20 protein-coding genes are annotated in these 21,492 nt (G+C 74.0%); 6 read left to right on the top strand and 14 right to left on the bottom strand.

What is annotated here, in order from left to right; genetic code table 11:
- Positions 1–254 precede the first annotated feature (254 nt).
- The gene (locus tag QSK45_RS15655; RefSeq protein ID WP_285557223.1) at positions 255–1,319 is read right to left on the bottom strand and encodes a tellurite resistance/C4-dicarboxylate transporter family protein; all 1,065 of its coding nucleotides are present in this window, start codon (positions 1,317–1,319) and stop codon (positions 255–257) included.
- 580 nt (positions 1,320–1,899) lie between these two features.
- On the opposite strand from QSK45_RS15655, the gene QSK45_RS15650 reads away from it, so the two are divergent.
- On the top strand, positions 1,900–3,216 hold the full coding sequence (locus QSK45_RS15650; RefSeq protein WP_285557221.1) for a PP2C family protein-serine/threonine phosphatase: 1,317 nt from the start codon (positions 1,900–1,902) through the stop codon (positions 3,214–3,216).
- A gap of 126 nt (positions 3,217–3,342) precedes the next feature.
- Here the strand turns inward: QSK45_RS15650 and sigJ are convergent, their stop codons facing one another.
- Positions 3,343–4,281 carry an RNA polymerase sigma factor SigJ gene (gene sigJ / locus QSK45_RS15645; protein WP_285557219.1) on the bottom strand — a complete coding sequence of 313 codons (939 nt, stop codon included), beginning with the start codon at positions 4,279–4,281 and terminating at the stop codon, positions 3,343–3,345.
- Between the two features lie 158 nt (positions 4,282–4,439).
- Between sigJ and QSK45_RS15640 the strand changes: the two genes are divergently transcribed.
- Positions 4,440–5,069 (top strand): LUD domain-containing protein, encoded by a 630-nt coding sequence (locus QSK45_RS15640; protein WP_285557217.1) that lies wholly within the window; start codon positions 4,440–4,442, stop codon positions 5,067–5,069.
- Positions 5,070–5,145: 76 nt separating this feature from the next.
- Here QSK45_RS15640 and QSK45_RS15635 read toward each other — a convergent pair whose 3' ends face one another.
- The 7 genes from QSK45_RS15635 to QSK45_RS15605 form a co-directional block, all read right to left on the bottom strand.
- Positions 5,146–5,328, bottom strand: coding sequence for a hypothetical protein (locus QSK45_RS15635; protein WP_285557216.1), 183 nt, complete (start codon positions 5,326–5,328; stop codon positions 5,146–5,148).
- Between the two features lie 554 nt (positions 5,329–5,882).
- Positions 5,883–6,848: a pirin family protein gene (locus QSK45_RS15630; RefSeq protein WP_285557214.1), complete on the bottom strand. Its 966-nt coding sequence runs from the start codon at positions 6,846–6,848 to the stop codon at positions 5,883–5,885.
- Positions 6,849–6,914: 66 nt separating this feature from the next.
- The gene (locus tag QSK45_RS15625) at positions 6,915–7,247 is read right to left on the bottom strand and encodes a hypothetical protein (RefSeq protein ID WP_285557212.1); all 333 of its coding nucleotides are present in this window, start codon (positions 7,245–7,247) and stop codon (positions 6,915–6,917) included.
- Entirely contained in the window at positions 7,244–7,903 is a 660-nt protein-coding gene (locus QSK45_RS15620) for an RNA polymerase sigma factor (RefSeq protein WP_285557210.1), read from the bottom strand. Before QSK45_RS15620 ends, QSK45_RS15625 begins: the two co-directional genes overlap by 4 nt.
- Positions 7,904–8,696: 793 nt before the next feature.
- A complete protein-coding gene (locus QSK45_RS15615) occupies positions 8,697–9,665 on the bottom strand; it encodes a D-cysteine desulfhydrase family protein (protein ID WP_285557208.1) in 969 nt (322 codons plus the stop codon).
- A 126-nt stretch (positions 9,666–9,791) separates the two neighbouring features.
- Positions 9,792–11,141, bottom strand: coding sequence for a vWA domain-containing protein (locus QSK45_RS15610; RefSeq protein ID WP_285557206.1), 1,350 nt, complete (start codon positions 11,139–11,141; stop codon positions 9,792–9,794).
- Positions 11,138–11,995 (bottom strand): AAA family ATPase, encoded by an 858-nt coding sequence (locus QSK45_RS15605; protein WP_285557204.1) that lies wholly within the window; start codon positions 11,993–11,995, stop codon positions 11,138–11,140. The genes QSK45_RS15610 and QSK45_RS15605 overlap by 4 nt, the downstream gene beginning before the upstream one ends.
- A 201-nt stretch (positions 11,996–12,196) precedes the next feature.
- Between QSK45_RS15605 and QSK45_RS15600 the strand changes: the two genes are divergently transcribed.
- The 3 genes from QSK45_RS15600 to QSK45_RS15590 are packed head-to-tail and all read left to right on the top strand — an operon-like array spanning position 12,197 to position 14,509.
- The gene (locus QSK45_RS15600; RefSeq protein WP_285557202.1) at positions 12,197–12,877 is read left to right on the top strand and encodes an ABC transporter permease; all 681 of its coding nucleotides are present in this window, start codon (positions 12,197–12,199) and stop codon (positions 12,875–12,877) included.
- Positions 12,878–12,905: 28 nt separating this feature from the next.
- A complete protein-coding gene (locus QSK45_RS15595) occupies positions 12,906–13,577 on the top strand; it encodes an ABC transporter permease (RefSeq protein WP_285557200.1) in 672 nt (223 codons plus the stop codon).
- Positions 13,574–14,509: an ABC transporter substrate-binding protein gene (locus tag QSK45_RS15590; protein ID WP_285557199.1), complete on the top strand. Its 936-nt coding sequence runs from the start codon at positions 13,574–13,576 to the stop codon at positions 14,507–14,509. Before QSK45_RS15595 ends, QSK45_RS15590 begins: the two co-directional genes overlap by 4 nt.
- A gap of 24 nt (positions 14,510–14,533) precedes the next feature.
- On the opposite strand, the gene QSK45_RS15585 is transcribed toward QSK45_RS15590, so the two are convergent.
- The 4 genes from QSK45_RS15585 to QSK45_RS15570 form a co-directional block, all read right to left on the bottom strand.
- Positions 14,534–15,688 (bottom strand): betaine/proline/choline family ABC transporter ATP-binding protein, encoded by a 1,155-nt coding sequence (locus QSK45_RS15585; protein WP_285557197.1) that lies wholly within the window; start codon positions 15,686–15,688, stop codon positions 14,534–14,536.
- Between the two features lie 61 nt (positions 15,689–15,749).
- Positions 15,750–16,391, bottom strand: coding sequence for a LutC/YkgG family protein (locus QSK45_RS15580; protein ID WP_285557195.1), 642 nt, complete (start codon positions 16,389–16,391; stop codon positions 15,750–15,752).
- Positions 16,388–17,863, bottom strand: a complete 1,476-nt coding sequence (locus QSK45_RS15575) for a LutB/LldF family L-lactate oxidation iron-sulfur protein (protein WP_285557194.1) — start codon at positions 17,861–17,863, stop codon at positions 16,388–16,390. The genes QSK45_RS15580 and QSK45_RS15575 overlap by 4 nt, the downstream gene beginning before the upstream one ends.
- Positions 17,860–18,615, bottom strand: a complete 756-nt coding sequence (locus QSK45_RS15570) for a (Fe-S)-binding protein (protein ID WP_285557192.1) — start codon at positions 18,613–18,615, stop codon at positions 17,860–17,862. The genes QSK45_RS15575 and QSK45_RS15570 overlap by 4 nt, the downstream gene beginning before the upstream one ends.
- A 291-nt stretch (positions 18,616–18,906) precedes the next feature.
- On the opposite strand from QSK45_RS15570, the gene QSK45_RS15565 reads away from it, so the two are divergent.
- Positions 18,907–20,208, top strand: a complete 1,302-nt coding sequence (locus QSK45_RS15565; RefSeq protein WP_285557190.1) for an alpha/beta fold hydrolase — start codon at positions 18,907–18,909, stop codon at positions 20,206–20,208.
- Positions 20,209–20,254: 46 nt separating this feature from the next.
- On the opposite strand, the gene QSK45_RS15560 is transcribed toward QSK45_RS15565, so the two are convergent.
- Positions 20,255–21,409, bottom strand: a complete 1,155-nt coding sequence (locus tag QSK45_RS15560; RefSeq protein WP_285557684.1) for a glutathione-independent formaldehyde dehydrogenase — start codon at positions 21,407–21,409, stop codon at positions 20,255–20,257.
- Positions 21,410–21,492: the final 83 nt, after the last annotated feature.

The following is a 21,492-nucleotide window of genomic DNA, read 5'->3' as shown; positions in this document are numbered from 1 at the left end:
TCACGCGATTCGCCTCCTCGGATGCTGCGGTCGCCTGCTCGTGCCCCGCGTGCCCCGGTGCCTCGCGCGGCCGGCCGTGGGGGTCGTGGCCACCATGCTGTGCCGACGGCCGGACCGGAGGGGGCCGACACTCCGTCACCCCCCGCACGTGGCCCGGTCCGGCGGCACGGCGATCCGCCGCGGGACCCGGACCCGGCCTGCTGGTGCCGGATCCCCGGTCGGCCGGCCGCACGGGCAGCCCCTCGCGCGAGCCCTCACCCGGCTCCCGGCCGCCGGGAGTGCCGGAGCGCGGTGGCCGGTGCGGCGAGCATCCCGGCGAAGACCGCCGCCCACACCGCCAGCGCCGTCCACGCCACGACGCCGCCGGTCGCGGTCATCCAGCCCCGGCCCGACGCCGTGCCCAGCTCCCGGGTCGCCACCCCGTACATGCCGATGGGGAAGACCATGCTCCACAGGCTCGTCTCGTACCGCAGTGGCACCCGGCGCAGCACGTGTCGCCACACGCCCAGGGCGAGGAGGAGCGGGATCAGCCAGGTGCAGAACGACCAGGCCACGGCGGACACGCCCCGTACGAACGTGTCGGGCGGCAGGGAGTCGGCGGGCGGGAGGCGCAGGAGCCTCGCACCGGCCAGCGTGCTGATCGCGGCGGCACCCATGAACACCCAGTAGGGCGGCACCAGTTCCCTCGGCTCCATGGGCACCAGCAGGAGGCGGGCCAGCGCCAGCGCGGCCACCAGCAGGTACTGCAGCAGTCCGACGGCCCAGCACACCGATGCCAGGGCCCCCAGGGCGCGGCCGCCGGTGTGCGGGGCGAGAGCGGCGGTGGCGACGGCCACGGACTGCGTGCCCACCACCCAGATGAACCAGGTGCCGTTGACCTGGCTCGGCGACAGGGCGCGCGCGGAGCACACCAGCAGCAGGGGCACGCCGTAGCCGAGCACCAGCCACCCGGCCACACCGATCACCGTCAGGGCCGTGGCGGCGCCGAAACGCCCGTCGAGGGCGAGTCGGCCGGCCAGCACCTCGGAGGCGGCGACCAGGGTGAGGAAGGCGAAGCCGCTCGGCCCGGCGAGGTCGGTGCGCACACGTGGCCACCGCCGCACCACGCGCCACAGAAAGGCCGCCCACAGCGCCACGTATCCCGCGCCCGCGATCCACAGCAGGACGGCCGAGGGGGTCGACGCGCCGTACTCGGCCAGCCCGGTGGACACGATGCCGGTCGCCATGACGAAGGCGAACGCGCCGGGGCCGAGATCCTCCGCCGCACCGGTCACCGCGCCCCGCCACGTACCGGGCCGCTCGCCGGTCACCGCATCCACGTGCACCACCTCCGCCCGCGCCTCGCGGCCGCCGGTCCGCCGCGGGCCGTCCCGCAGTCCGACCCTCCGCCGGTGTCCGTCCGGTACGCAAGCGGAGGCGGCGCGGGTCCGCGCGAACGGGCCCGCGGCGACTGCCCGCACCGCCCCGTGCCCTGACCGGGGCGATCGGTCCGATGCCGGGTGAGTGGCCGCCGAGCGCCGTGAACGCTGCCGTGACCGACGCAGGCCCGCCGCCCCCGCGGCACCCACCGCTGCTGCGCCTCCCGTACTGCCGGCGCGCGAGGCCGACGCACCCGCCCGGCCGCACGCGCGGAACCCGCCGACACACCCTGCGCGACCACCCCGGCCGAACCGGACATCGATGTCGCGGCCCCGCGGGGGCGGCCGTCGAGGGGCCCTTCCGGCGCACGGGTGCTCGGCGCCGTGCGGCCGGCGGAGCGGGGAACGCCGGCCGCGGCGGCCACCGCCGTCGGAAGCAGGCGGCGCGTCCACCGCGGCCTGCTTCCGACCAGGTAGGCGCGTAGTGTGACAGGGCAGGGCGACATGATGGCGGCGTTCGACGGCGCCGGGAGGAAGCACCATGGCGCACGATCCGTGGCGGAAGCGGGGACGGGAGCAGGCCGGGGACGGTGTGGTCACGCGGCCGCCGCAGCGTGCCCTGGACCGGCACCGGCTGCGGCACCTGCTGGACGCGGTCGGGGCGGTCAGCACCGACATGGACACCCGCACCGTGCTGCGCCGCATCGTGGAAGCGGCCACCGACCTCGTCGCCGCGCGCTACGGGGCACTGGGCGTGCTCGACGAGAGCGGCGAGGTCGTCGATCTGATCACCGTGGGCATCGATGATCCGGGGATGTGCGCTGCCATGGGCCTGCCACAGGGCCACGGCCTTTTGCACACCGTGGTGGACGACCGGGGGCCGTTGCGGGTGGCGGACGTGGCCGCGCACCCCCGTTCGGTCGGTTTCCCGCCAGGGCATCCGGTCATGCGGACTCTGCTGGGTGTGCCGCTCATGATGCGCGGCACGGTCCACGGCGACCTCTACGTCGCGGACAAGAGGGACGGTACGCCTTTCGACGACGACGACGAGGGCCTGCTGACGGCGTTGGCCAGTGCGGCGGGCATCAGTCTCGAGAACGCCCGTCTGTACGAGCACCTCAAACGCGTGGCCGAGCACTTCCAGCGCCGCATGCTGCCCGTTCTTCCCGACCTCGCCCCGCTCCAGGCCGCCGCCCGTTACGAGCCCGCCTCCGAGCTGCCCAGGCTGGGCGGGGACTGGTACGACGCCATGGTCCTGCCGGACGGCGCCACATGCGTCGTGGTGGGGGACGTGACCGGCCACGACGTGGAAGCCGCCCCGCTGATGGGGCAGATCCGCAACATGCTGCGGGCGCTCGCCTTCGACCGGGGCGAGCCGCCCGGCATGGTCGTGTCCCGGCTGGACCGCGCTCTGACGATGTCCGAGGACCCGCCGACGGCAACCCTGGTGTTCGGCCGCATCGAGCGCGGTCGTGGAGAGGACGGGCACTACACCTTCGGCTGGAGCAACGCGGGGCACCTGCCGCCGCTGGTGGTCGACCCGGACGGCGGCACGAGCTACCTGGCACCCGCCCGGCATGGAATCCCGGTGGGTATCGAGGCGTCCGTCCCCCGCTACAGCCACGAACACCCCCTTCCGCCCGGCAGCACCCTGCTGCTGTTCACCGACGGGCTGGTCGAGCGCCGCGACCAGGACATCGACGCGGGGCTGGACGACCTGGCCGAGCAGGCCGCCCGCCTGGCCGGGGCCCCGCTGGAAGAGCTGTGCGACGCCCTGATCAGCCGCAGTCGGCAGGTCTTCGACGACGACGTCGCTCTGCTCGCCCTGCGTATCCCCTCGGACGACACGGCACGGTGAGACACGCTCCCTTCTCCCTTCACACGCCGAGGAGTGGACGTGCGGCCTGGCAGGCGATGGCGCGGCGGCCGAACCGGCCGAAGGGTCCCCGCGTCCCGCCTGCGGGTGCCGGTAGGGGGACGCGTCTCAGCCCCTCGTCCAGCGACGGAGTTTCTCGGGGTTGCGTATCACCCAGATCCGCCTGATCCGGTCGCCCGTGACCTCGAACGCGAGCACCGTCACGGTGACGCCGCCCTGCTGGGCCACCAGGCCGGGCTGACCGTTGACCGTGCGCTCCAGGAACGTCATGTCGCCGGGCCTGCGACGGGCGAGTTCGGCCCAGGCGTGCGCGATCCGCTCGCCGCCTTCGATGGGGTGCAGGAAGGCGGTGACGACGCCGCCGCCGTCGGCGATCGCCGTGGCGTCGGGGTCGAGCAGTCCGATCAGGGCGTCGATGTCCCCGGCTTCCCATGCCTGCTTGAAGTCCCTGACGATGCCGGCGCGCTGGGCCGCCGGAGTCGTGGCGGGCCGTGAGGCCCGGACGCGGCGGCGGGCCGAGGAGGCCAACTGGCGGCAGGCCGCCGGGGTACGGCCGACGATCTCGGCCACCTCGGCGAAGGAGTGGCAGAAGACATCGTGCAGGACGAACGCGACGCGCTCGGCCGGTGTCATCGATTCGAGCAGGACCAGGAACGCCAGGTCGACCGACTCGTCCAGGGTGACCCGGTCGGCCGGATCGGCCATGGTGAAGCCCTGCCGCCCGCTGATCCACTCCGTATGCTCGGGCAGCGGCTCGGGAATCCATTCACCCACGTAGGTCTCGCGCCGGGCCCGTGCCGAGCCGAGCAGGTTGAGGCAGACGCGGCCGGCGACCGTCGTCAGCCAGGCGCCGGGGGAGCGGATGGCGTCCCGCTGCTGCCGGGACATGGCGTACCAGCGGGTGTACGTCTCCTGGACGGCGTCCTCGGCCTCGGCGAGGGAGCCCAGAAGCCGGTAGGCGAGGTTGATCAGCTGACGCCGTTCGCTCGTGATCGCCTCCAGGCCCGGATCGGGCCGGTCCTGTCCTGGCTCGGATCGGGTGGTCATGGTGCCGACGGCTCCCTCGGTCGCATCTGTCCTCACCACTCCGACAAGACAGCGCACCGGAATGTGAGGCCGGTGCGTCGCCTCACATTCCGGGGGGCTGCGTTGTCGGACCGCTGAGACGGACCCATCATCCAGCGAACAGGGAGCACAGAGACGTCATGACCACCCCACCGCCGGCCACATCGTTCGCCGACCCGGCGCCCGCGCAGTCCCTGGAGCGGGCGGCCACCGCGCTGACCGCACACGGTTTCACCGTGGAGATCCTCGACGACGCCGCGGCCGCGCGTACGCGCGTCAGAGATCTGATACCGGAAGGCGCCGGCGTGTTCACCGGAGCCAGCGAGACCCTCCGCCTGTCCGGCATCGCCGAGGACATCAACGACAGCGGGCGATACGACGCCATCAGGCCACGCGTCCTGGCCATGGACCGCGCCACCCGGATGAACGAGATCCGGCGGCTGACGGCCGGTCCGGACGTCATCGTGGGCAGCGTCCACGCCGTCACCGAAACCGGTTCCCTCGTGATCGCCTCGGGCAGCGGAAGCCAGTTGCCCGGCAATGCCGGCGGCGCCGCCCGTGCGATCTGGATCGTCGGGGCGCAGAAGGTGGTACCCGACCTGCCCACCGCGCTGCGCCGCGTCGAAGACCACTGCCTCCCCCTGGAAAGCGCCCGCACGCAGGCGGCGCACGGGTGGCCCAGCGCCGTGAACCGCCTCCTCGTCCTCAACGCGGAGTTCGTCCCGGGGCGCGGCACCGTCCTGCTGCTCCGCGAGGCCATCGGATTCTGAACCGACGGGAGTCGTCCGGACAACACGCAGACCCGCGACCGTCCCGCCTCGCGACTGAGGCGGGACCCGCAGGTGCTCAGAACCAGAAGATGATCAGGAGAGCCACGAGCACCACCGCCGCCACCAGCCACCAGACCAACACACGCCGGTGCCCGGTCTGCGGCCGATCCTCGGGGCCGCCGCCACGCGGACGGTCCTCCGGAAGGGTCGGGTTCTCCGGACGGTCCCGGCTGTAGAAGTCGTCGTCGCCGCGTGCCATGCGCCGCCGCCTCCCTTCCTCCTGCCCTCGCGAGTACCCGCGGCACGTCCTGCCACACCGCAACCGGAATCCACGACTTCGATGTCCCCGTTCACCCGATCGGCGTCTGGTCACGGAGTCCATTGCCGTCGGCGGCGTCCCCGCGACGGTACTCAGGTCTCGCTTCGCATGCGGGGGCTGTGCGGCCGGCACCGCCTCCACGGGCAAGGACCTCGACGGCGACCTGCGGGAGATCCAGGGTCAGGAGCCACTCGCCGCCCCGACCGGGTCTGCCGGGTTCCCACCATCACCCGCGTGGTCAGCCGTGCCGTGGCCTCCCTCGCGAAGCCGGGCGGCCGGAGTCCCGACACGCGCGGGTCAGGGTCTCTCCAGTGATGAGGCCCCTTGGGTCGTGGGGGCCGCAGGAGCGGCCCCGACGACTGCTGACGACCCATCAGGGAACTCGGCGCCGTCCCGCGGCGCCACGGCGGTGCCCTTCCGCCGGCAGCCGCGGCTGCCGGCCACGCGGAGGTACGGCGGGCGGCATTGGACGGGGGCTTTGGCGTCCCCCGAGGTCAGCGCACCCTCCCGCGTGGTTTCAGCGGCACCGGCGGCAGCTCGGGCGCGGGCAGGGGCCCGCCGTCGTAGCCCTTCACCTCGCCGAAGCGTGCGCCCTTCATCCACTCCTCGCGAGCCTGCTCGATCTCGGACTGGGTACGGGCCACGAAGTTCCACCACATGATGAGCTCCTCCGCGAAGGGCTCACCGCCGAGGAGCATGACGCCGGCGTCGGACTCGGCGCGCAGGGGCAGTTCGGAGCGGCCGCAGCCGAGGTAGAGCATCGACCCGGGCAGGACGGGGACGCCGTCCACGTGGACCTCGCCGGACATCGCGAGGACGCCGTACTCGAAGTCGGGTTCCAGGGGCAGCCGGACGTCCGCGCCCCGGGTGAGGGCGAGGTCGGCGCCGAGGAGCGGGGTGTAGGCCGTGCCGGGGGAGACGGAGCCGTCGAGGTCGCCGAGGATCACCGTGGCGGTCAGGCCGGGCGCGGTGACCGTGGGCAGGTCGGCGTGGAACTCGAAGCGGGGGGCCGTGTTCCGGTGGGCGTCGGGCAGCGCCACCCACAGCTGGGCGCCGTGCAGGAAACGGGCGTGCGGGCGGGGGCTCTCCTCGGAGTGGCTGATCGCGCGCCCCGCGGTCATCAGACCCAGTTGACGGGGCCGGATCGTCTGCAGGCTCCCCGTGGAGTCGCGGTGCAGCACCTCGCCCTCGTGCAGCCAGCTGACCGTCTGCAGCCCGATGTGGGGATGCGGCGGGACCTGCATGCCGGGCTCGTCGGCGATGTCGTCCGGGCCGTAGTGGTCGACGAAGGCCCACGCGCCGATCATGCGGCGGCCGAGGTTCGGCAGCAGCCGCCGCACCTCGCTGGATTCCCCCAGCTTGACCTGGCGGGGGCTCAGCAGTTCCCGGACGGGTTCGGCGACGACGAAGCCACGGCCACCGCAGACGGTGGGTACGGGCGCGCGGTCAAGGTTGCTCATACGGCCCAACTTAGCGGTGCGGACGCCGGACCGGTGAGCGCGAACGGGTGCGATTCCGCCGTCGTCTCACCGAGGCCCCGGCGCGGGGGACGACGGAACGGCCGTGGGAAGGGGGGTGGGGGTGGCGGAACCCGCGTGCGGTGAGGGGGCGTCGACCGTCGGGGCGGGGGAGCGGGCCGGTTCCGCCGGGCGCGTCCGGGTGCCGTGGACGGTGAGGAACACCAGGGCCGCCACCGCCGCCAGGGCCAGCAGGGCCGCCAGGGTCCCGCGCGCCGGCAGGCGGTGGGTCCGCGGCGCGGCGGTCGGCGGGCGCAGGGGGCGCAGATCGGCCGGGCCGACGGCGTCCGCGCGGGCGGACAGGGCGGCGCGCAGCCGTTCCTCGACGGGCGAGTGGTTCACCGGGAGCCCTCCAGACGCCGGCCGAGCGCGTCCAGGGCCCGGCTGGCCGTGGACTTGACGGCTCCTCGCGACAGCCCGAGCGTCGCCGCGATCTCGGCCTCGGTCAGATGCGACCAGTAGCGCAGCACCAGGACCTCCCGTTGGCGCCGGGTCAGGGTGCGCAGCGCCGCCAGCACCTCCCGGTGTTCCTCGTGGAGCAGGACGTCCTCCTCCGGCGCGGGCGCGTGCCCCTCCGGGTCGGGGGTGTGCGCCCGCGCGGTCCTGCGGCGGCGCAGCACCGAGCGGGCCGCGTTGACCACACTGGTCCTCAGGTACGCCTCGGGGTCGTCCAGGGAGGCGAGCCGATGCCCGTGCCGTCGGAACAGCGCGGTGAACGCGTCCTGTACGACGTCCTCGGCCGTGGGCAGATCGTCCACCAGGAGCACCGCCAGGCGCACCAGGGGCAGCCGGCGGTGGTGGTACAACTCCTCGAACCGCGGCGATGGTTCGGGGGTGACCGAAGCGCCCGTGAGCAAGCGCCGCGGTGTGGGCCCGGTGGCCGTGTCCGTGCGGGTGCGGGCGAGGAACCCGATGAACCTGCGCCAGGACAGGGGGGGTTGGGGTTCACCGGCACGCTCCCAGGGCAGGGCCGCCGGTGGTGGTGCGGTCGTCGTCATGGATCTCCCGGGACCGGGTGCGGGAGCCGCCGTGCGACGGCTCCCGCACCCGTCCCACCTCAGTGCTGCGGAACCGGCGCCGAAGCGGCCGGGCCGTGGGACGGTACAGGCCGCGGCCCGGCCTGACCGTGGCGCGGGGCGGCGGCAGGGGCCGACGGCACGGGGAAGGGCGTCGCGGTGCGCCCCGGGGGCGGCACCGGGGCCGGGGACGCCGGACGCGCGGGAGCCGGTGCGGGAACCGGGCTCGCCGAACCGCCGGGGTACGACGGAACGGGTGTCGGGGTCGCGGCACCATCGGGAGCCGACGGTACGGGTGTCGGGGTCGCGCCACCACCGGGAGCCGACGGTACGGGAACCGGGCTCGCCGAACCGCCGGGGTACGACGGTACGGGTGTCGGGGTCGCGGCACCACCGGGAGCCGACGGTACGGGTGTCGGGGTCGCCGGAACCGACGGCACCGGACTCGGCGTCGCCGCGACACCCGCGGAGCGGCCCGCGCCGTGGGCGTCGGGCCGCGCCGCGGCATGGTGGTGGGACTGCGCCGCCTGCGCGGCCACGGTGCCGGTGACGGCGAGTGCCGCGCCCAGCGCGGAGACCCCGAGGGCGGCGCGCAGCCTGCGCGCGCGGCTCGGGCGGGGGACACGGTATGCGGACATGGGTTCCTTCGGGGGTCGGGTCGGACGGCTGGTCGAAGTGGAGGCCTCCACCCCGACAGACGTCCGGCCCCGGGCGAGGTTGCGGGTACCGGCCGGCGAATTTCCCGTACGACCCTCACCGCCCCGTCGACGCCGGCTCAGTACACCCCGGCCCCCTCCTCCGCGGCCGCCACCGCGTCAGCGTGCCCGAACAGACCGGGCAGCCCGCCGGTATGCACGAACACCGTCTTCTCGCCGGGCCGCACGGAACCGTCGCGCACCGCCGCCCGCAGCCCGGCCAGGGCCCGTCCCGTGTAGGTCGGATCCAGCACGATCCCCTCCGTACGCGCGGCCAGCCGCAGCGCCTCGGTCACCGGCTCGGTCAGCGCCGCGTACCCCGCGCCCACCTGGTCCCGCCGTACCCGCAGCCTCTCCGCCGTGACCGCCTCCGAGGTGAGCGGCGCCGCGAAGGCCACCACCGCCGCGGCCGGGTCGGCCAGCGCGCCGACGTCGACGCCGAGCACGGAACCGGTGCCGAGGGCGGCGACCAGGCCCGCCATGGTGCCACCGGAGCCGAGTGCGACGACCGCCGTCCGCAGGTCCGGCACGCGGGCGCGCAGTTCCTCGCCGCAGCGCACGTAGCCCCGGGCGCCCAGCGTCCCGGACCCGCCGAACGGGATCAGCGCGGGCCGGGCCCCCGTCGCGCGCAGCCGGTCGCACACCCCGGCGGCGGCCGCGTCGAGGCCCGCCCGGTCCACGTCGCCCGCCCAGGCGAGCCGGGCCCCGAACAGCCCGTCCAGCGCGAGGTTCCCGGAGCGGGAGGCACCGGCCGCGCCGCGCAGCACGAGGACGACGTCCAGTCCCAGCCGGGCGCCCGCGGCGGCCGTCAGCCGGGCGTGGTTGCTCTGCGCGGCGCCCGTGGTCACCAAGGTGTCCGCGCCCTCGGCGAGCGCCGCGCCCACCGTCCACTCCAGCTTGCGGATCTTGTTGCCGCCACCGCCGAGCCCGGTCAGGTCGTCCCGCTTGACCCACAGGTCCTCCGGGCCGAGACCCAGTTCCGCGGCCAGCCGGGGGGCCGGTTCGAGCGGGGTGGGGAAGGTGCCGAGCGGCACGGGCGGGTGCGTCATGGACATCCTCGTGGGCGGGGGGCCGGGGCCCTCGGTACGGTGACGGCGGTACGACGGTCAGTCGATCACAGCCGGCGTCGTACGTCACACCCCGGCACCCGCCGCCGGGCGGGGCGCCGCCCTCCCTCACACCGGCAACAAACGCCCCACCAGCCCCCCGAGCTGCCGCGCCGTCCGGCACTCGTGCATCTCCACCAGCTCCGCGTACGCGGGCGCCACCGAGTCCCCGGTGCCCCACTGGCCGGCCGGCTCGGGGTTCAGCCAGTACACCCGCCGGGCCCGCCGGGTGATCTCGCGGACGGCGGGCAGGTTCGGGTCGCTCCGGTTGGTGCGGGCGTCGCCGAGGACGAACACCGTGGTGCGCGGGCCGACCGCGGCGCCGTACCGCTCGGCGAACTCGCCCAGCGCCATGCCGTAGTCGCTGCTGCCGTGCCAGCCGGTGAGCGTGGCCTCGTCGCGGATGCGGGCGCCGAGGCCCTCGGGGTCGGCGCGGCCGTGGTCGAGCAGGCCGGTCACCTCGTCCAGCCGGTTGACGAAGGCGAACACCCGGACCTTGCTGAACTGGTCGTGCAGCGCCTGCACCAGCAGCATCGTGAAGTCCGAGAAGCCCGAGACGGAGCCGGACACATCGCAGAGCAGGACGAGTTCGGGGCGGACCGGGCGGCGCCTGCGCAGCACCGGCCGCATCGGGACGCCGCCCGTGGACAGCGAGGAGCGCAGGGTGCGGCGCAGGTCGACGGTGCCGCGCGCGGCCCGGCGGCGGCGTGCGGCGAGCCGGGTGGCCAGCTTGCGCGCCAGCGGCTGGACCGTCCGGCGCAGTTCCGCGAGTTGGTCCCGGCCCGCGAACAGGAAGTCCACCCGGTCGGCCGTCGGCCGCACCCCGCGCCGCGCGATCTCGTCCCGCCCGCGCCGCTCCGCGACCCGGCGCCGCGCCTCCGCCCCGACCAGCCGCCTGAACTCCTCGATGCGGCGCCGGATCTCGTCGTCCAGCAGCCGGTCCGCGAAGGCGCCGTCGCCCGCGCGGGCCCGCAGGTCGTCCCGCACCCGTGCCAACAGGGTCTGCGGACGCAGCCGTTCCAGGGTCTGGTACGCCGACCATCCGTCCGACCGCGGTGAACTCCCGTAGCCGCCCAGGCCGTCGACCGCCTGTGCCGCCAACCGGGCCAGCGAGGCACCGTCGTCGGCCGCCAGTGCCTCGGCCAGCCGGTCGCGCAGGGTCTCGCGGTCGGTGGGTCCGCCGTCCGGACCCCCCACCCCGCGCGGGAAGTAGAGGTCGAAGACCGGGTCGAAGACGGCGCGTTGGGCCGCACCGTGCAGCAGGGTAGCGGCCAGTCCCTCACGCAGCAGATCCCGGTCGGCGAGCCCCAGCGCCTCGACCGCGCGGGCCGCGTCCACCGTCTCCCCGGTGCCGATCCGCACCCCGTGCGCGCGCAGCGCGCCGACCAGCCCGGTGATCCGCCCGGCGGGGTCCGTCACAGCGCGTCCAGGTCGAGCTTGGCCGCGGCCTTGTGGATGTCGTCCTGGTGCTTGAGGATCACCCCGAGGCTGTCCCGCACGACCGTCTCGTCCAGCGTGTCCGCGCCCAGGGCCAGCAGGGTGCGCGCCCAGTCGACGGTCTCGGCGACGGACGGCGCCTTGCGCAGGTCCATCGCGCGCAGCGCCCCGACCACCCGCACGACGGACTCCGTCAGCGCCTCGGACAGCCCCGGCACCTTCAGCCGTACGATCCGCCGCTCCAGCTCCTCCTCCGGGAAGCCGATGTGCAGGAACAGGCAGCGGCGGCGCAGCGCCTCGGACAACTCCCGGCCCGCGTTGGAGGTGAGCACGACGAACGGGCGCCGGGTCGCGGTGACCGTGCCCAGCTCCGGCACGGTGATCTGGAAGTCGCTGAGCACCTCCAGGAGCAGGCCCTCCATCTCGACGTCGGCCTTGTCGGTCTCGTCGATCAGCAGCACCGTCGGCTCGTCGCCGCGGATCGCGGTCAGCAGCGGGCGCGGGAGCAGGAACTCCTCGCTGAAGATGTCGGTCCGGGTGTCGTCCCAGGTCTCGTCCCGGCCCGCGCTGATGCGCAGCAGCTGTTTGGCGTGGTTCCACTCGTACAGCGCCCGGGACTCGTCCACGCCCTCGTAGCACTGGAGCCGGACCAGGCGGGCACCGGCCACCTGGGCGACGGCCTTGGCCAGCTCGGTCTTGCCGACCCCCGCGGGGCCCTCCACCAGCAGGGGCTTGCCCAGCCGGGCCGCGAGGAACACCGTGGTGGCGACCGCGGGCGAGGCGAGGTAGCCGGTCTCCGCGAGGCGGGCGGAGACGTCGTCGACGGACGTGAACAACGGGGGTCCTCCGGCGGGTCGGGGAGCAGCGTCCAGGATGCTGTCCGAGCGCTTCTGTCCAATCTCTCCTATCTAAGCGCTTGTTCAGCGCCGCTGTCACGCGCGGGTGCCCGCCCCGGTCGTACGGCGGCGCCCCCTCCGCTCCCCCGGACGGCCCACCATCCCGCGCGGCTCCCGCGTCCCGCCCGGTCAAATGGACCCGTGACCGCGGCCCCCGACGACTGCCTCGCGCGCAACGAGTGGATCTGCGGCGCCTATCTGAGCAGCCGCCGCGGGATCCTGCTCGACGCGGCCGTCCAGCACATCCGGCTGACCGCCCTCTCCGTCCTGATCGGCCTGCTCGTCGCGGTGCCGCTCGCGGTGCTGGCCCGACGCCGGGGCTGGGCGGCGGGGCCGGTGCTCGCCGTGACGACGATCCTCTACACCATCCCCTCCCTGGCGATGTTCTCCCTGCTCCTGCCCCTCTACGGTCTCTCCGCCACCCTGGTCGTCGCCGGCCTCGCGCTGTACTCGCTGACGCTGCTGGTCCGCAACATCCTCGCGGGCCTGCGCGCGGTCCCGGAGGAGACCCGGCAGGCCGCGCGCGGCCTCGGCTACGGCCCGCTCCGGCTGCTGCTCGCCGTGGAACTGCCCCTCGCCCTGCCCGCCGCGATGGCCGGGCTGCGCATCGCGACCGTCTCCGCGGTCTCCCTGGTCACGGTCGGCGCGATCGTCGGCTACGGGGGCCTCGGGAACCTCGTCTACGCGGGCATGAACACGTATTTCAAGGCGCAGGTGCTCACCGCGTCGGTGCTCTGCGTGCTGATCGCGGTCGTCGCGGATCTCCTGTTGCTGGGCGTCGAGCGGCTGCTCACGCCGTGGACGAGGGCGACGCGCGCGTGAGCGGGGCCCGGCCGGGGGCGGACCGGCCATGAGCGTGCTCGCCGCCACCTGGAAGTGGCTCGCCGACCCCGCACACTGGTCCGGCGACAACGGCGTGTGGCACCGGCTGCTCCAGCACCTCGTCCTCACCGTCGTCTGCCTGGCCCTCGGCTGCCTGATCGCCCTGCCCGTCGCCCTGGTCCTCGGCCACCTCGGCCGGGGCGGCGCCCTCGCCGTGAACATCTCCAACGTCGGCCGGGCCGTACCCACCTTCGCCGTGCTGGTCCTGCTGCTCCTCACCCCGGTCGGCGGCTGGGCCGAGGGCCCCACCGTCGTCGCCCTGGTGCTCTTCGCGGTGCCGCCGCTGCTCACCAACGCCTACGTCGGGATGCGCGAGGTCGACCGGGGCGTCGTGCGGGCGGCCCGGGGCATGGGGATGACCGGCCGGCAGCTGATGTTTCACGTGGAACTGCCCCTTTCGCTCCCCTTGCTCCTGAACGGAGTGCGGATCGCCGCCGTACAGCTCGTCGCCACCGCCACCATCGCGGCGCTCGCGGGCGGCGGTGGCCTCGGCCGGATCATCACGGCGGGCTTCAACCTCGCCAGCACGCCGCAGGTGGTCGCGGGTGCGGTGCTGGTCGCGGTGTTCGCACTGGTCGTGGACGGCGTCTTCGAGATCGCCGAACGGCTGGGACCGGCGTGGGCCAGGGGCGGCCGATGAGGACCGTTCCCTGCGTGCTCGCACTCCTCGCCCTCACCGCCTGTGCCACCGGCCCCGCCCTGGAGAACCGCGGCCAGGTCACCGCGCCGCCCGGGGACAGCCACCACCTCATCATCGGCTCGGCCGGCTTCACCGAGAGCGATCTGCTCGCCCGGATGTACGCCCAGCTGCTGAACCGGGCCGGCTACAGGACCTCCGTCCTCACCGTGTCCAACCGTGAGCTGTACGAACCGGCCCTGGAATCCGGTCAGATCGACGTCGTGCCCGAGTTCGCCGCCACCTTCGCGGACTGGCTCAACGCCAAGACCCACGGCGCCGGGGCCGCACCGGTCGGCTCGCCCGACCTCGGCGCCACGATGAAGGCCCTGCGCGCGCTCGCCACCCCCCGCGGCCTCACCGTCCTCCCGCCGGGCCGGGCCGTCGACCAGAACGCCTTCGCGGTGGCCGCCGACTACGCCCGCCGCCACCGTCTGAGGACGCTCGGCGATCTCGGCGCGTCGGGCCTGCGGGTACGGCTCGCCGCGGGCGACGAATGCGTGCAACGGCCGTATTGCGCACCGGGGCTGCGCAAGGTGTACGGCATCGACGTGACCGGCGTCGACCCCAAGGGCGTCGGCACCACCCCGGCCAAGCAGGCGGTGCGGGACGGCCGGGACCAGATGGTGCTGACGACCACCACGGACGCCACCCTCGACCAGTTCGGCCTGGTCCTGCTCGCCGACGACCGGCATCTGCAGAACGCCGACTACGTGGTCCCGGTCGTCAACCGCTCCCGCGCGGGCGGCGCCGGGGTGACCAAGGCCCTCGGCCGGCTCAACGAGGTCCTCACCACGCGGGACCTGGCCGACCTGACCGAGCAGGTCGACAGCTGGCGCAGACTGCCCGCCGACGTGGCCCGCGCCTACCTTGAGGACAGGGGTCTGCCGGCGTAGGCCCCTGTCCGCGGGCGCCGGATCTCACGCGTCCGGCACGGAGTCGAAGGGCACCTGCCCGCGCGCCACGCCCCGCGCGTCCGCGTCCACCGAGCGGCGCAGCGCCTCGTGCAGCTTCGCCGGGGTCAGCACCCCGAGGAAGCGGGCCCCGTCCAGCACCGCGACCCACCCGGCGTCGTGCTGGAGCATCACCCCGAACGCCTGCTTGAGCGGTGCCCCCACCGGCACCCACGCGGTCATCCGGTGGGCCAGTTCCCCGACCGTGCCGCCCGCTGCGAGGTCGTCGATGCCGACCCAGCCGCGCAGATCACCGTGCGCGTCGAGGACGACCGCCCAGCGCGCGTCCTGCTCCCGCAGCCGGTCCCGGGCCCGTCCGGCGGGCTCGTCCGGCCGGGCCACGGGCGGCTGCCGGAGGTCGTCCGGCTCGACCGGGGTCACCGACAACCGCTTCAGTCCCCGGTCCGCGCCCACGAAGGAGGCGACGTACGGTGTCGCGGGCGCCCCCAGCACCGCACCTGGTGTGTCGAACTGTTCGATGCGCCCCTGCCCGTACACGGCGATCCGGTCGCCCAGCCGGACGGCCTCCTCGATGTCATGGGTGACCAGCAGCACCGTCTTGCGCACCGCCGCCTGCATCCGCAGGAACTCGTCCTGCAACTGCTCGCGCACCACCGGGTCGACCGCGCCGAACGGCTCGTCCATCAGCAGCACCGGCGGGTCCGCCGCCAGCGCCCGCGCCACCCCGACCCGCTGGCGCTGCCCGCCGGACAGCTGCTCCGGATAGCGCGGCCCGTACGTCTTCGGGTCGAGGCCGACCAGGTCCAGCAACTCGGCGGCGCGGGCCCGCGCCCGCGCCCGTGACCAGCCGAGCAGCGCGGGCACGGTCGCGGTGTTGTCCAGCACGGTGCGGTGCGGGAAGAGGCCCACCTGCTGGATGACGTACCCGATACGGCGGCGCAGCCGCACCGGGTCGACGGCGGCGATGTCCTCGCCGCCGACGCGGATCCGCCCGGAGGTCGGTTCGATGAGCCGGTTGACCATCATCATGGTCGTGGTCTTGCCGCAGCCCGAGGGGCCGACCAGCGTCACCAGCTCGCCCTCGGCCACCTCGAAGGAGAGGTCGTCCACGGCCGTCGTACCGTCCGGGTAGCGCTTGGTGACGTGCTCGAACCGGATCATGCCCTCAACGCTAGCGGCGCCGCCGGTACGACGCGCGGCGACGGCGGCCGTCGTACCGTCCTCAGCCCAGGAGGATCACTTCCAGCGCGCGGGGCCCATGGACGCCCTCCACCCGCTCCAACTCGATGTCGCTGGTGGCCGACGGGCCGGAGATCCAGGTCAACGGGCGGGTGGGGTCGAGGCGTTCGAGGGCCTGCGGCACGGAGGCGACCACCTGGTCGGGGACCCCGACCACGCAGATGTGGTGGTCGGGGACGAGCGTGATCCGGCGTCGGCCCTGGTCGGGGGAGCCGTCGAGGACGATGGTCCCGGTCTCGGCGATCGCCACGGCGCAGCCCGTCACCACGCTGCCCACCCGGTCGATACGGTCCGGGGTGAGCGCGGCCCGGTCGTGGATGCGTACCGGATCGGCGGCGGCCATCCAGGAGGGCGGCAGTCCGGGCGGCACCATCACCTCCTGGGAGCCGCGCTCGGCCAGCAGCCGCATGATGAGGAGCGGCAACTCCTCCGCGTCGGCGCGGTGCACGACCGCCCGGTAGTCCGTGAGGTTCTCGGCCAGCAGATCGATCGTCTCCTCGGTCGTCCGCTCCCCGTGCTCGCGCAGATAGTGCCGGGGCACGGCCTCCTCGTACGACCGCTCGTCCGCGGGTACGTCCGCGAGCGCGCGCCGCACCCGGCCCAGGATGCGCTCCCTGCTGTTCACTTGGCGTCCTTTCCGCCGCGCGTGCGCTGCCACCAGTCGCGGAACGGCTCCGCGGGCGGTGTCGGCAGATCCCGGGTGCCGGACCACGCCCGCCCGGGGCCCGGCAGGGTTCGGGGGTGCAGCCGGCGGGAGCGCGAGGCGAGCCGCTGGCCGGCGCGCAGGGCGCCCGGGTGGCCGAACGCCCAGGCCGCCGCCCGCATCGCGGCCCGCTCGGCCGCGTGTCCCTTGGCCGGGCGCAGCACCACCTTGTTGCCCTGCCGTACCGCGGGGCCGCCCTGGACGACCCGTTCGCGCAGGTGCACCAGCACCTCGGGGATGTCGATGGCGACCGGGCACACCTCGTAGCAGGCCCCGCACAGGCTCGACGCGTACGGCAGCGAGGCGTCGATCTCGCTCGTGGTGCCCCGCAGTTGGGGGGTGAGGACGGCGCCGATGGGGCCGGGGTAGACGGAGCCGTAGGCGTGCCCGCCGGCCCGCTCGTAGACGGGGCAGACGTTGAGGCAGGCCGAGCAGCGGATGCAGCGCAGGGCCTGGCGGCCGACCTGGTCGGCGAGGGCGTCGGTGCGGCCGTTGTCGAGCAGCACCAGGTGGAAGGTGCGGGGGCCGTCCTCGTCGGTGGTCCCCGTCCAGGTGCTGGTGTAGGGGTTCATCCGCTCGGCGGTGGACGAGCGGGGGAGAGTCTGGAGGAAGACCTCCAGGTCGCGCCAGGTGGGCACGATCTTCTCGATGCCGACGACCGAGATCAGCGTCCGGGGCAGGGTCAGGCACATCCGCCCGTTGCCCTCGGACTCCACGACGACCAGGGTGCCGGTCTCGGCGACCATGAAATTGGCGCCGGAGACGCCGACCCGGGCGCGCAGGAACTTCTCCCGCAGGTGCAGCCGGGCCGCCTCGGCGAGGTCGGCGGGGGTGTCGGTGAGGTTCGCGGGGGCCGGGCGGCCCCAGGCGGCCATCTCGTGGGCGAAGATGTCGCGGATCTCGCCGCGGTTGCGGTGGATGGCCGGGACGAGGATGTGCGAGGGGCGGTCCTTGCCCAACTGCACGATCAGCTCGGCGAGATCGGTCTCGTAGGCGCGGATTCCCTCGGCCTCCAGCGCCTCGTTGAGCCCGATCTCCTGCGTGGCCATCGACTTGACCTTGACGACCTCCGACTCGCCCGTCTCCTTGACGAGTCGGGTCACGATCCGGTTGGCCTCGTCTGCGTCGGCGGCCCAGTGGACGGTGCCGCCGGCCGCGGTCACCGACGCCTCCAACTGCTCCAGGTAGCGGTCGAGGTGGCGCAGCGTGTGGTCCTTGATCCGGCGGCCCGCCTCGCGCAGCTCCGCCCAGTCGGACAACTCGGCGACCGCGCCGGCCCGTTTGGCGCGGATGGTGTGGGTGGCGTGCCGCAGGTTCCCGCGCAGGGTCGGGTCGGCCACGGCGTTCCGCGCGGCCTCGGGAAAGGCCGGCATACCGACGAAGGTGCTGCTCATACCGCGGGGTCCTCCTCGGTGCTCGCCAGGATCCGGGCGATGTGGACGGGCCGCATCCCCACCCTGAGGCGGCTCATGGTGCCGCCGATGTGCATCAGACAGGAGTTGTCCGCGGCGCACAGCACCTCGGCGCCCGTCGACTCGGCGTTGCGCACCTTGTCCCTGCCCATCGCCGCCGACACCGCGGCGTTCTTCACGGCGAAGGTACCGCCGAACCCGCAGCACTCGTCCGCGCCCGGCAACTCCACCAGGTCCAGCCCCTCGACCGCCTCCAGCAGCCGGCGGGGCCGGTCCCCGAGGCCCAGGCCGCGCAGTCCGTGGCAGGTCGGGTGGTAGGTGACCCTGTGCGGGTACCGGGCGCCGACGTCGGTCACGCCCAGTACGTCCACCAGGAACTCCGTCAGCTCGTAGGTCTTCGGCACGACCGGCGCGAGGGCCCGCGCCAGCGAGTCGCCCCGCCCCTCGGCCCCGGCCCGTTCGCCCATCCGGGGATACGCCTGGCGCACCATCGCCCCGCAGGACCCGGAGGGTGTCACGACGGCGTCGTACTCCCCGAACACCTCGGCGAACCTCCGCGCCAGCGGTTCCGCCTCGTGCCGGTACCCGGTGTTGTAGTGGGCCTGCCCGCAACACGTCTGCCCCATCGGGAAGTCGACCTCGACCCCCAGCCTCCCGAGCAGCTTCACCACGGCCTTCCCGGTCTCCGGATAGAGCGTGTCGTTGACACACGTCAGGAACAGGGCGACACGCATCGCGGCTCCTCGGGGTCGGTCACGGGGCGCGACGGAGCCTAACCGCCGGATCGGGAGCGGCGCGGAGCGAGGCCCGGGGCGCGGCGTGGCGCGGCGGTGCCCCGGACCGCGCCGGTGGACGCCGGCGGACGGGTCGCCGCCGGGCACGCGCGGGCGCCCGCGACGGCCCCGGAGGAGACCGTCCCCCTCCCGCGGAACCCGCCCCGCGGGCGACCGGCAAGCCCGTTCGTCCGCCGTCCCCTCCCATGTGCTGAACTTGACCCGTCCGCCTCACCCTTCCCGGGAGACCCGTTGAGCATCAGCTACCGCCAGCCCGGCGTCGTCCTGACCGACCGCCGGTTCACCGTGCCCCTCGACCACGCCGATCCGGGTGGCGAGCGCATCGAGTTGTACGCGCGGGAGGTGGTCGCGGGGGACAAGGCGGGGAAGGAACTGCCCTGGCTGCTGTACCTCCAGGGCGGACCGGGCTTCGGGGCGAATCGTTTCGTCGGGCGGCAGGCATGGCTCGACCGGGCACTGGACGACTACCGGGTGCTGCTGCTCGACCAGCGCGGCACCGGCCGCTCCACGCCCGCCACCCGGCAGACGCTGCCGCTGCGCGGCGGCCCGGCCGAGCAGGCCGACTACCTCGCCCGCTTCCGCGCCGACTCCATCGTGCGCGACTGCGAGGCCATCCGCGGCGAGGTCACCGGCGGCGCCCCCTGGACCGTGCTCGGGCAGAGCTTCGGCGGGTTCTGCACGGTGTCGTACCTCTCGCTCGCCCCCGAGGGCCTGGACACCGCGCTGATCACCGGCGGGCTGCCCTCCCTCGACGCGCACGCCGAGGACGTCTACCGCGCCGCCTACCCCCGCATCGAACGCAAGGTCACCGCGCACTACACCCGGTATCCGCAGGACGTCGAGCGGGCCCGCCGGATCGCCGACCACCTGCTCACCCACGACGTGGTCCTGCCGAACGGCTACCGCCTCACCGTCGAGGCCTTCCAGTCCCTCGGCCTGATGCTCGGCACCGGCGACGGCAGCCACCGCCTGCACCACCTGCTGGAGGACGCCTTCGTGCGCACCCCGGCCGGCCTCGACCTGGCGGACGCCTTCCAGGAGCAGGTCCAGAACCTGCTGTCGTACGCGGGACACCCCCTCTACGCGCTCGTCCACGAGTCGATCTACGGCCAGGACACCCGCCCCACCGCCTGGGCCGCCGAACGCGTCCGCGCCGAGTTCCCGCAGTTCGACGCGGCGAAGGCGCTCGCGGGCGACGCCCCGGTGCTGTTCACCGGGGAGACGATCCACCCCTGGATGTTCGAGAACGACCCCGCGCTGCGCCCGCTGCGCGAGACGGCCGAGCTGCTCGCCGCCCGCGGCGACTGGCCCCCGCTGTACGACCCCGACCGCCTCGCCGGCAACGAGGTCCCGGTCGCCGCGGCCGTGTACCACGACGACATGTACGTCGACGCCGCCCACTCGCTGCGGACCGCCGCCGCCATCCGCGGGCTGCGCACCTGGGTCACCGACGAGTACGAGCACGACGGACTGCGCACCGGCGCGCCCCGGGTGCTGGACCGGCTCCTCGCGGTGGTCCGGGACGAGGTGTGACACAGGTGGTCCGGGCACCCGCGCCGGGCGCCCGGACCCCTGGGCCTCATGCGGCGAGCGCGTGACCCGGGTGCAGTACGACCTTGGTGTAGCCCTCGATCCGCTTGTCGAACTTCTCGTACGCCTGCGGCGCGTCCTCCAGCGGCAGCTCGTGGGAGACCACGAAGCTGGGCTTGGCCCGCCCGGCGATGATCAGATCGCGCAGCTGGCGGTTGTACCGCTTGACGTTGCACTGGCCGGTGCCGACCTTCTGGCCCTTCTCGAACATCTTGCCGATCGAGACCAGGAGCTGTCCGTGCTTGGCGTGCTCATCGGGCCCGCCCGGGTCGGACGGCACGTACAGACCCGGCACGCCGAGCCTGCCGGTCGGCCGTACCGTCTGCACCAGCGCGTTGAGGACGATGGCCGGCTCCTCGTGGTGGGTGTCGTCGTGCGCCTGGGCCTGGTAGCCGACGGCGTCCACGCCCTTGTCCGTGCCCTCGCCGTTGGTCTGTTCCTTGATCTGCTCGGCCGGGTCGCCCTTGGTGAAGTCGATGGGTATGCACCCGATCTCCTTGGCCTTGGCCAGCCGCTCGGGCACCCGGTCCACCACGAACACCTTGGACGCGCCGCGCAGCAGCGCCGAGTAGGCGGCCATCAGACCCACCGGCCCGGCCCCGTAGACGGCCACGCTCTCACCGGGGGACACCTGGGCCAGCTCGCAGCCGTGGTAGCCGGTCGGGAAGATGTCGGCGAGCAGCACGAAGTCGGTCTCGAACTGTTCGCCCGGCGGCAGTTTCAGGCAGTTGAAGTCGGCGAAGGGCACCCGCAGGTGCTCGGCCTGACCGCCCTTGTACGGGCCCATGGCCACGTATCCGTAGGCGCCGCCGGCGAAGCCGGGGTTCACCGTCAGACAGAAGCCGGTCTCGCCGGCGAGGCAGTTCTTGCAGAATCCGCAGGCCACGTTGAACGGCATCACGACGCGGTCACCCACGGACAGGGAGGACACGCCGCTGCCGATCTCCTCGATCACACCGAGGTTCTCGTGTCCGAAGACGATGCCCGGCTCGGCCGCTGTGCGGCCCTCGTACATATGCAGGTCGGAGCCGCAGATCGCGGTCGACGTGACGCGTACGAGCACGTCGTTGGGGTGCTGGATCTGCGGATCATCGACGTCCCGCACCGTCACGCTGAACGGCTTTTCGTAGACGACGGCTTTCACCTTGGTCACCTCCGCGTGGAACGCTGGATGACGGCGGCGAGCCAGGACCGGGGGAGCGCACGTCGCCCCGGGCCCTCGTCACG

Origin of the sequence: Streptomyces hygroscopicus subsp. hygroscopicus, from assembly GCF_030269125.1 — a bacterium.
Classification (GTDB): Bacteria; Actinomycetota; Actinomycetes; order Streptomycetales; family Streptomycetaceae; genus Streptomyces; species Streptomyces hygroscopicus_C.
The sequence above is the reverse complement of the archived record's forward strand: the minus strand, read 5'-3'. Positions and strand labels throughout refer to the sequence as shown.

Bases quoted from the DNA above. Each gene is read 5' to 3' on its own strand.
- QSK45_RS15635 (WP_285557216.1), bottom strand. From the start codon at position 5,328: ATGGCACGCGGCGACGACGACTTCTACAGCCGGGACCGTCCGGAGAAC.
- QSK45_RS15575 (WP_285557194.1), bottom strand. From the start codon at position 17,863: ATGAGCAGCACCTTCGTCGGTATGCCGGCCTTTCCCGAGGCCGCGCGG.
- QSK45_RS15615 (WP_285557208.1), bottom strand. From the start codon at position 9,665: ATGACGCACCCGCCCGTGCCGCTCGGCACCTTCCCCACCCCGCTCGAA.
- QSK45_RS15595 (WP_285557200.1), top strand. From the start codon at position 12,906: ATGAGCGTGCTCGCCGCCACCTGGAAGTGGCTCGCCGACCCCGCACAC.
- QSK45_RS15630 (WP_285557214.1), bottom strand. From the start codon at position 6,848: ATGAGCAACCTTGACCGCGCGCCCGTACCCACCGTCTGCGGTGGCCGT.
- QSK45_RS15590 (WP_285557199.1), top strand. From the start codon at position 13,574: ATGAGGACCGTTCCCTGCGTGCTCGCACTCCTCGCCCTCACCGCCTGT.
- sigJ (WP_285557219.1), bottom strand. From the start codon at position 4,281: ATGACCACCCGATCCGAGCCAGGACAGGACCGGCCCGATCCGGGCCTG.
- QSK45_RS15570 (WP_285557192.1), bottom strand. From the start codon at position 18,615: ATGCGTGTCGCCCTGTTCCTGACGTGTGTCAACGACACGCTCTATCCG.
- QSK45_RS15650 (WP_285557221.1), top strand. From the start codon at position 1,900: ATGGCGCACGATCCGTGGCGGAAGCGGGGACGGGAGCAGGCCGGGGAC.
- QSK45_RS15640 (WP_285557217.1), top strand. From the start codon at position 4,440: ATGACCACCCCACCGCCGGCCACATCGTTCGCCGACCCGGCGCCCGCG.
- QSK45_RS15585 (WP_285557197.1), bottom strand. From the start codon at position 15,688: ATGATCCGGTTCGAGCACGTCACCAAGCGCTACCCGGACGGTACGACG.
- QSK45_RS15620 (WP_285557210.1), bottom strand. From the start codon at position 7,903: ATGACGACGACCGCACCACCACCGGCGGCCCTGCCCTGGGAGCGTGCC.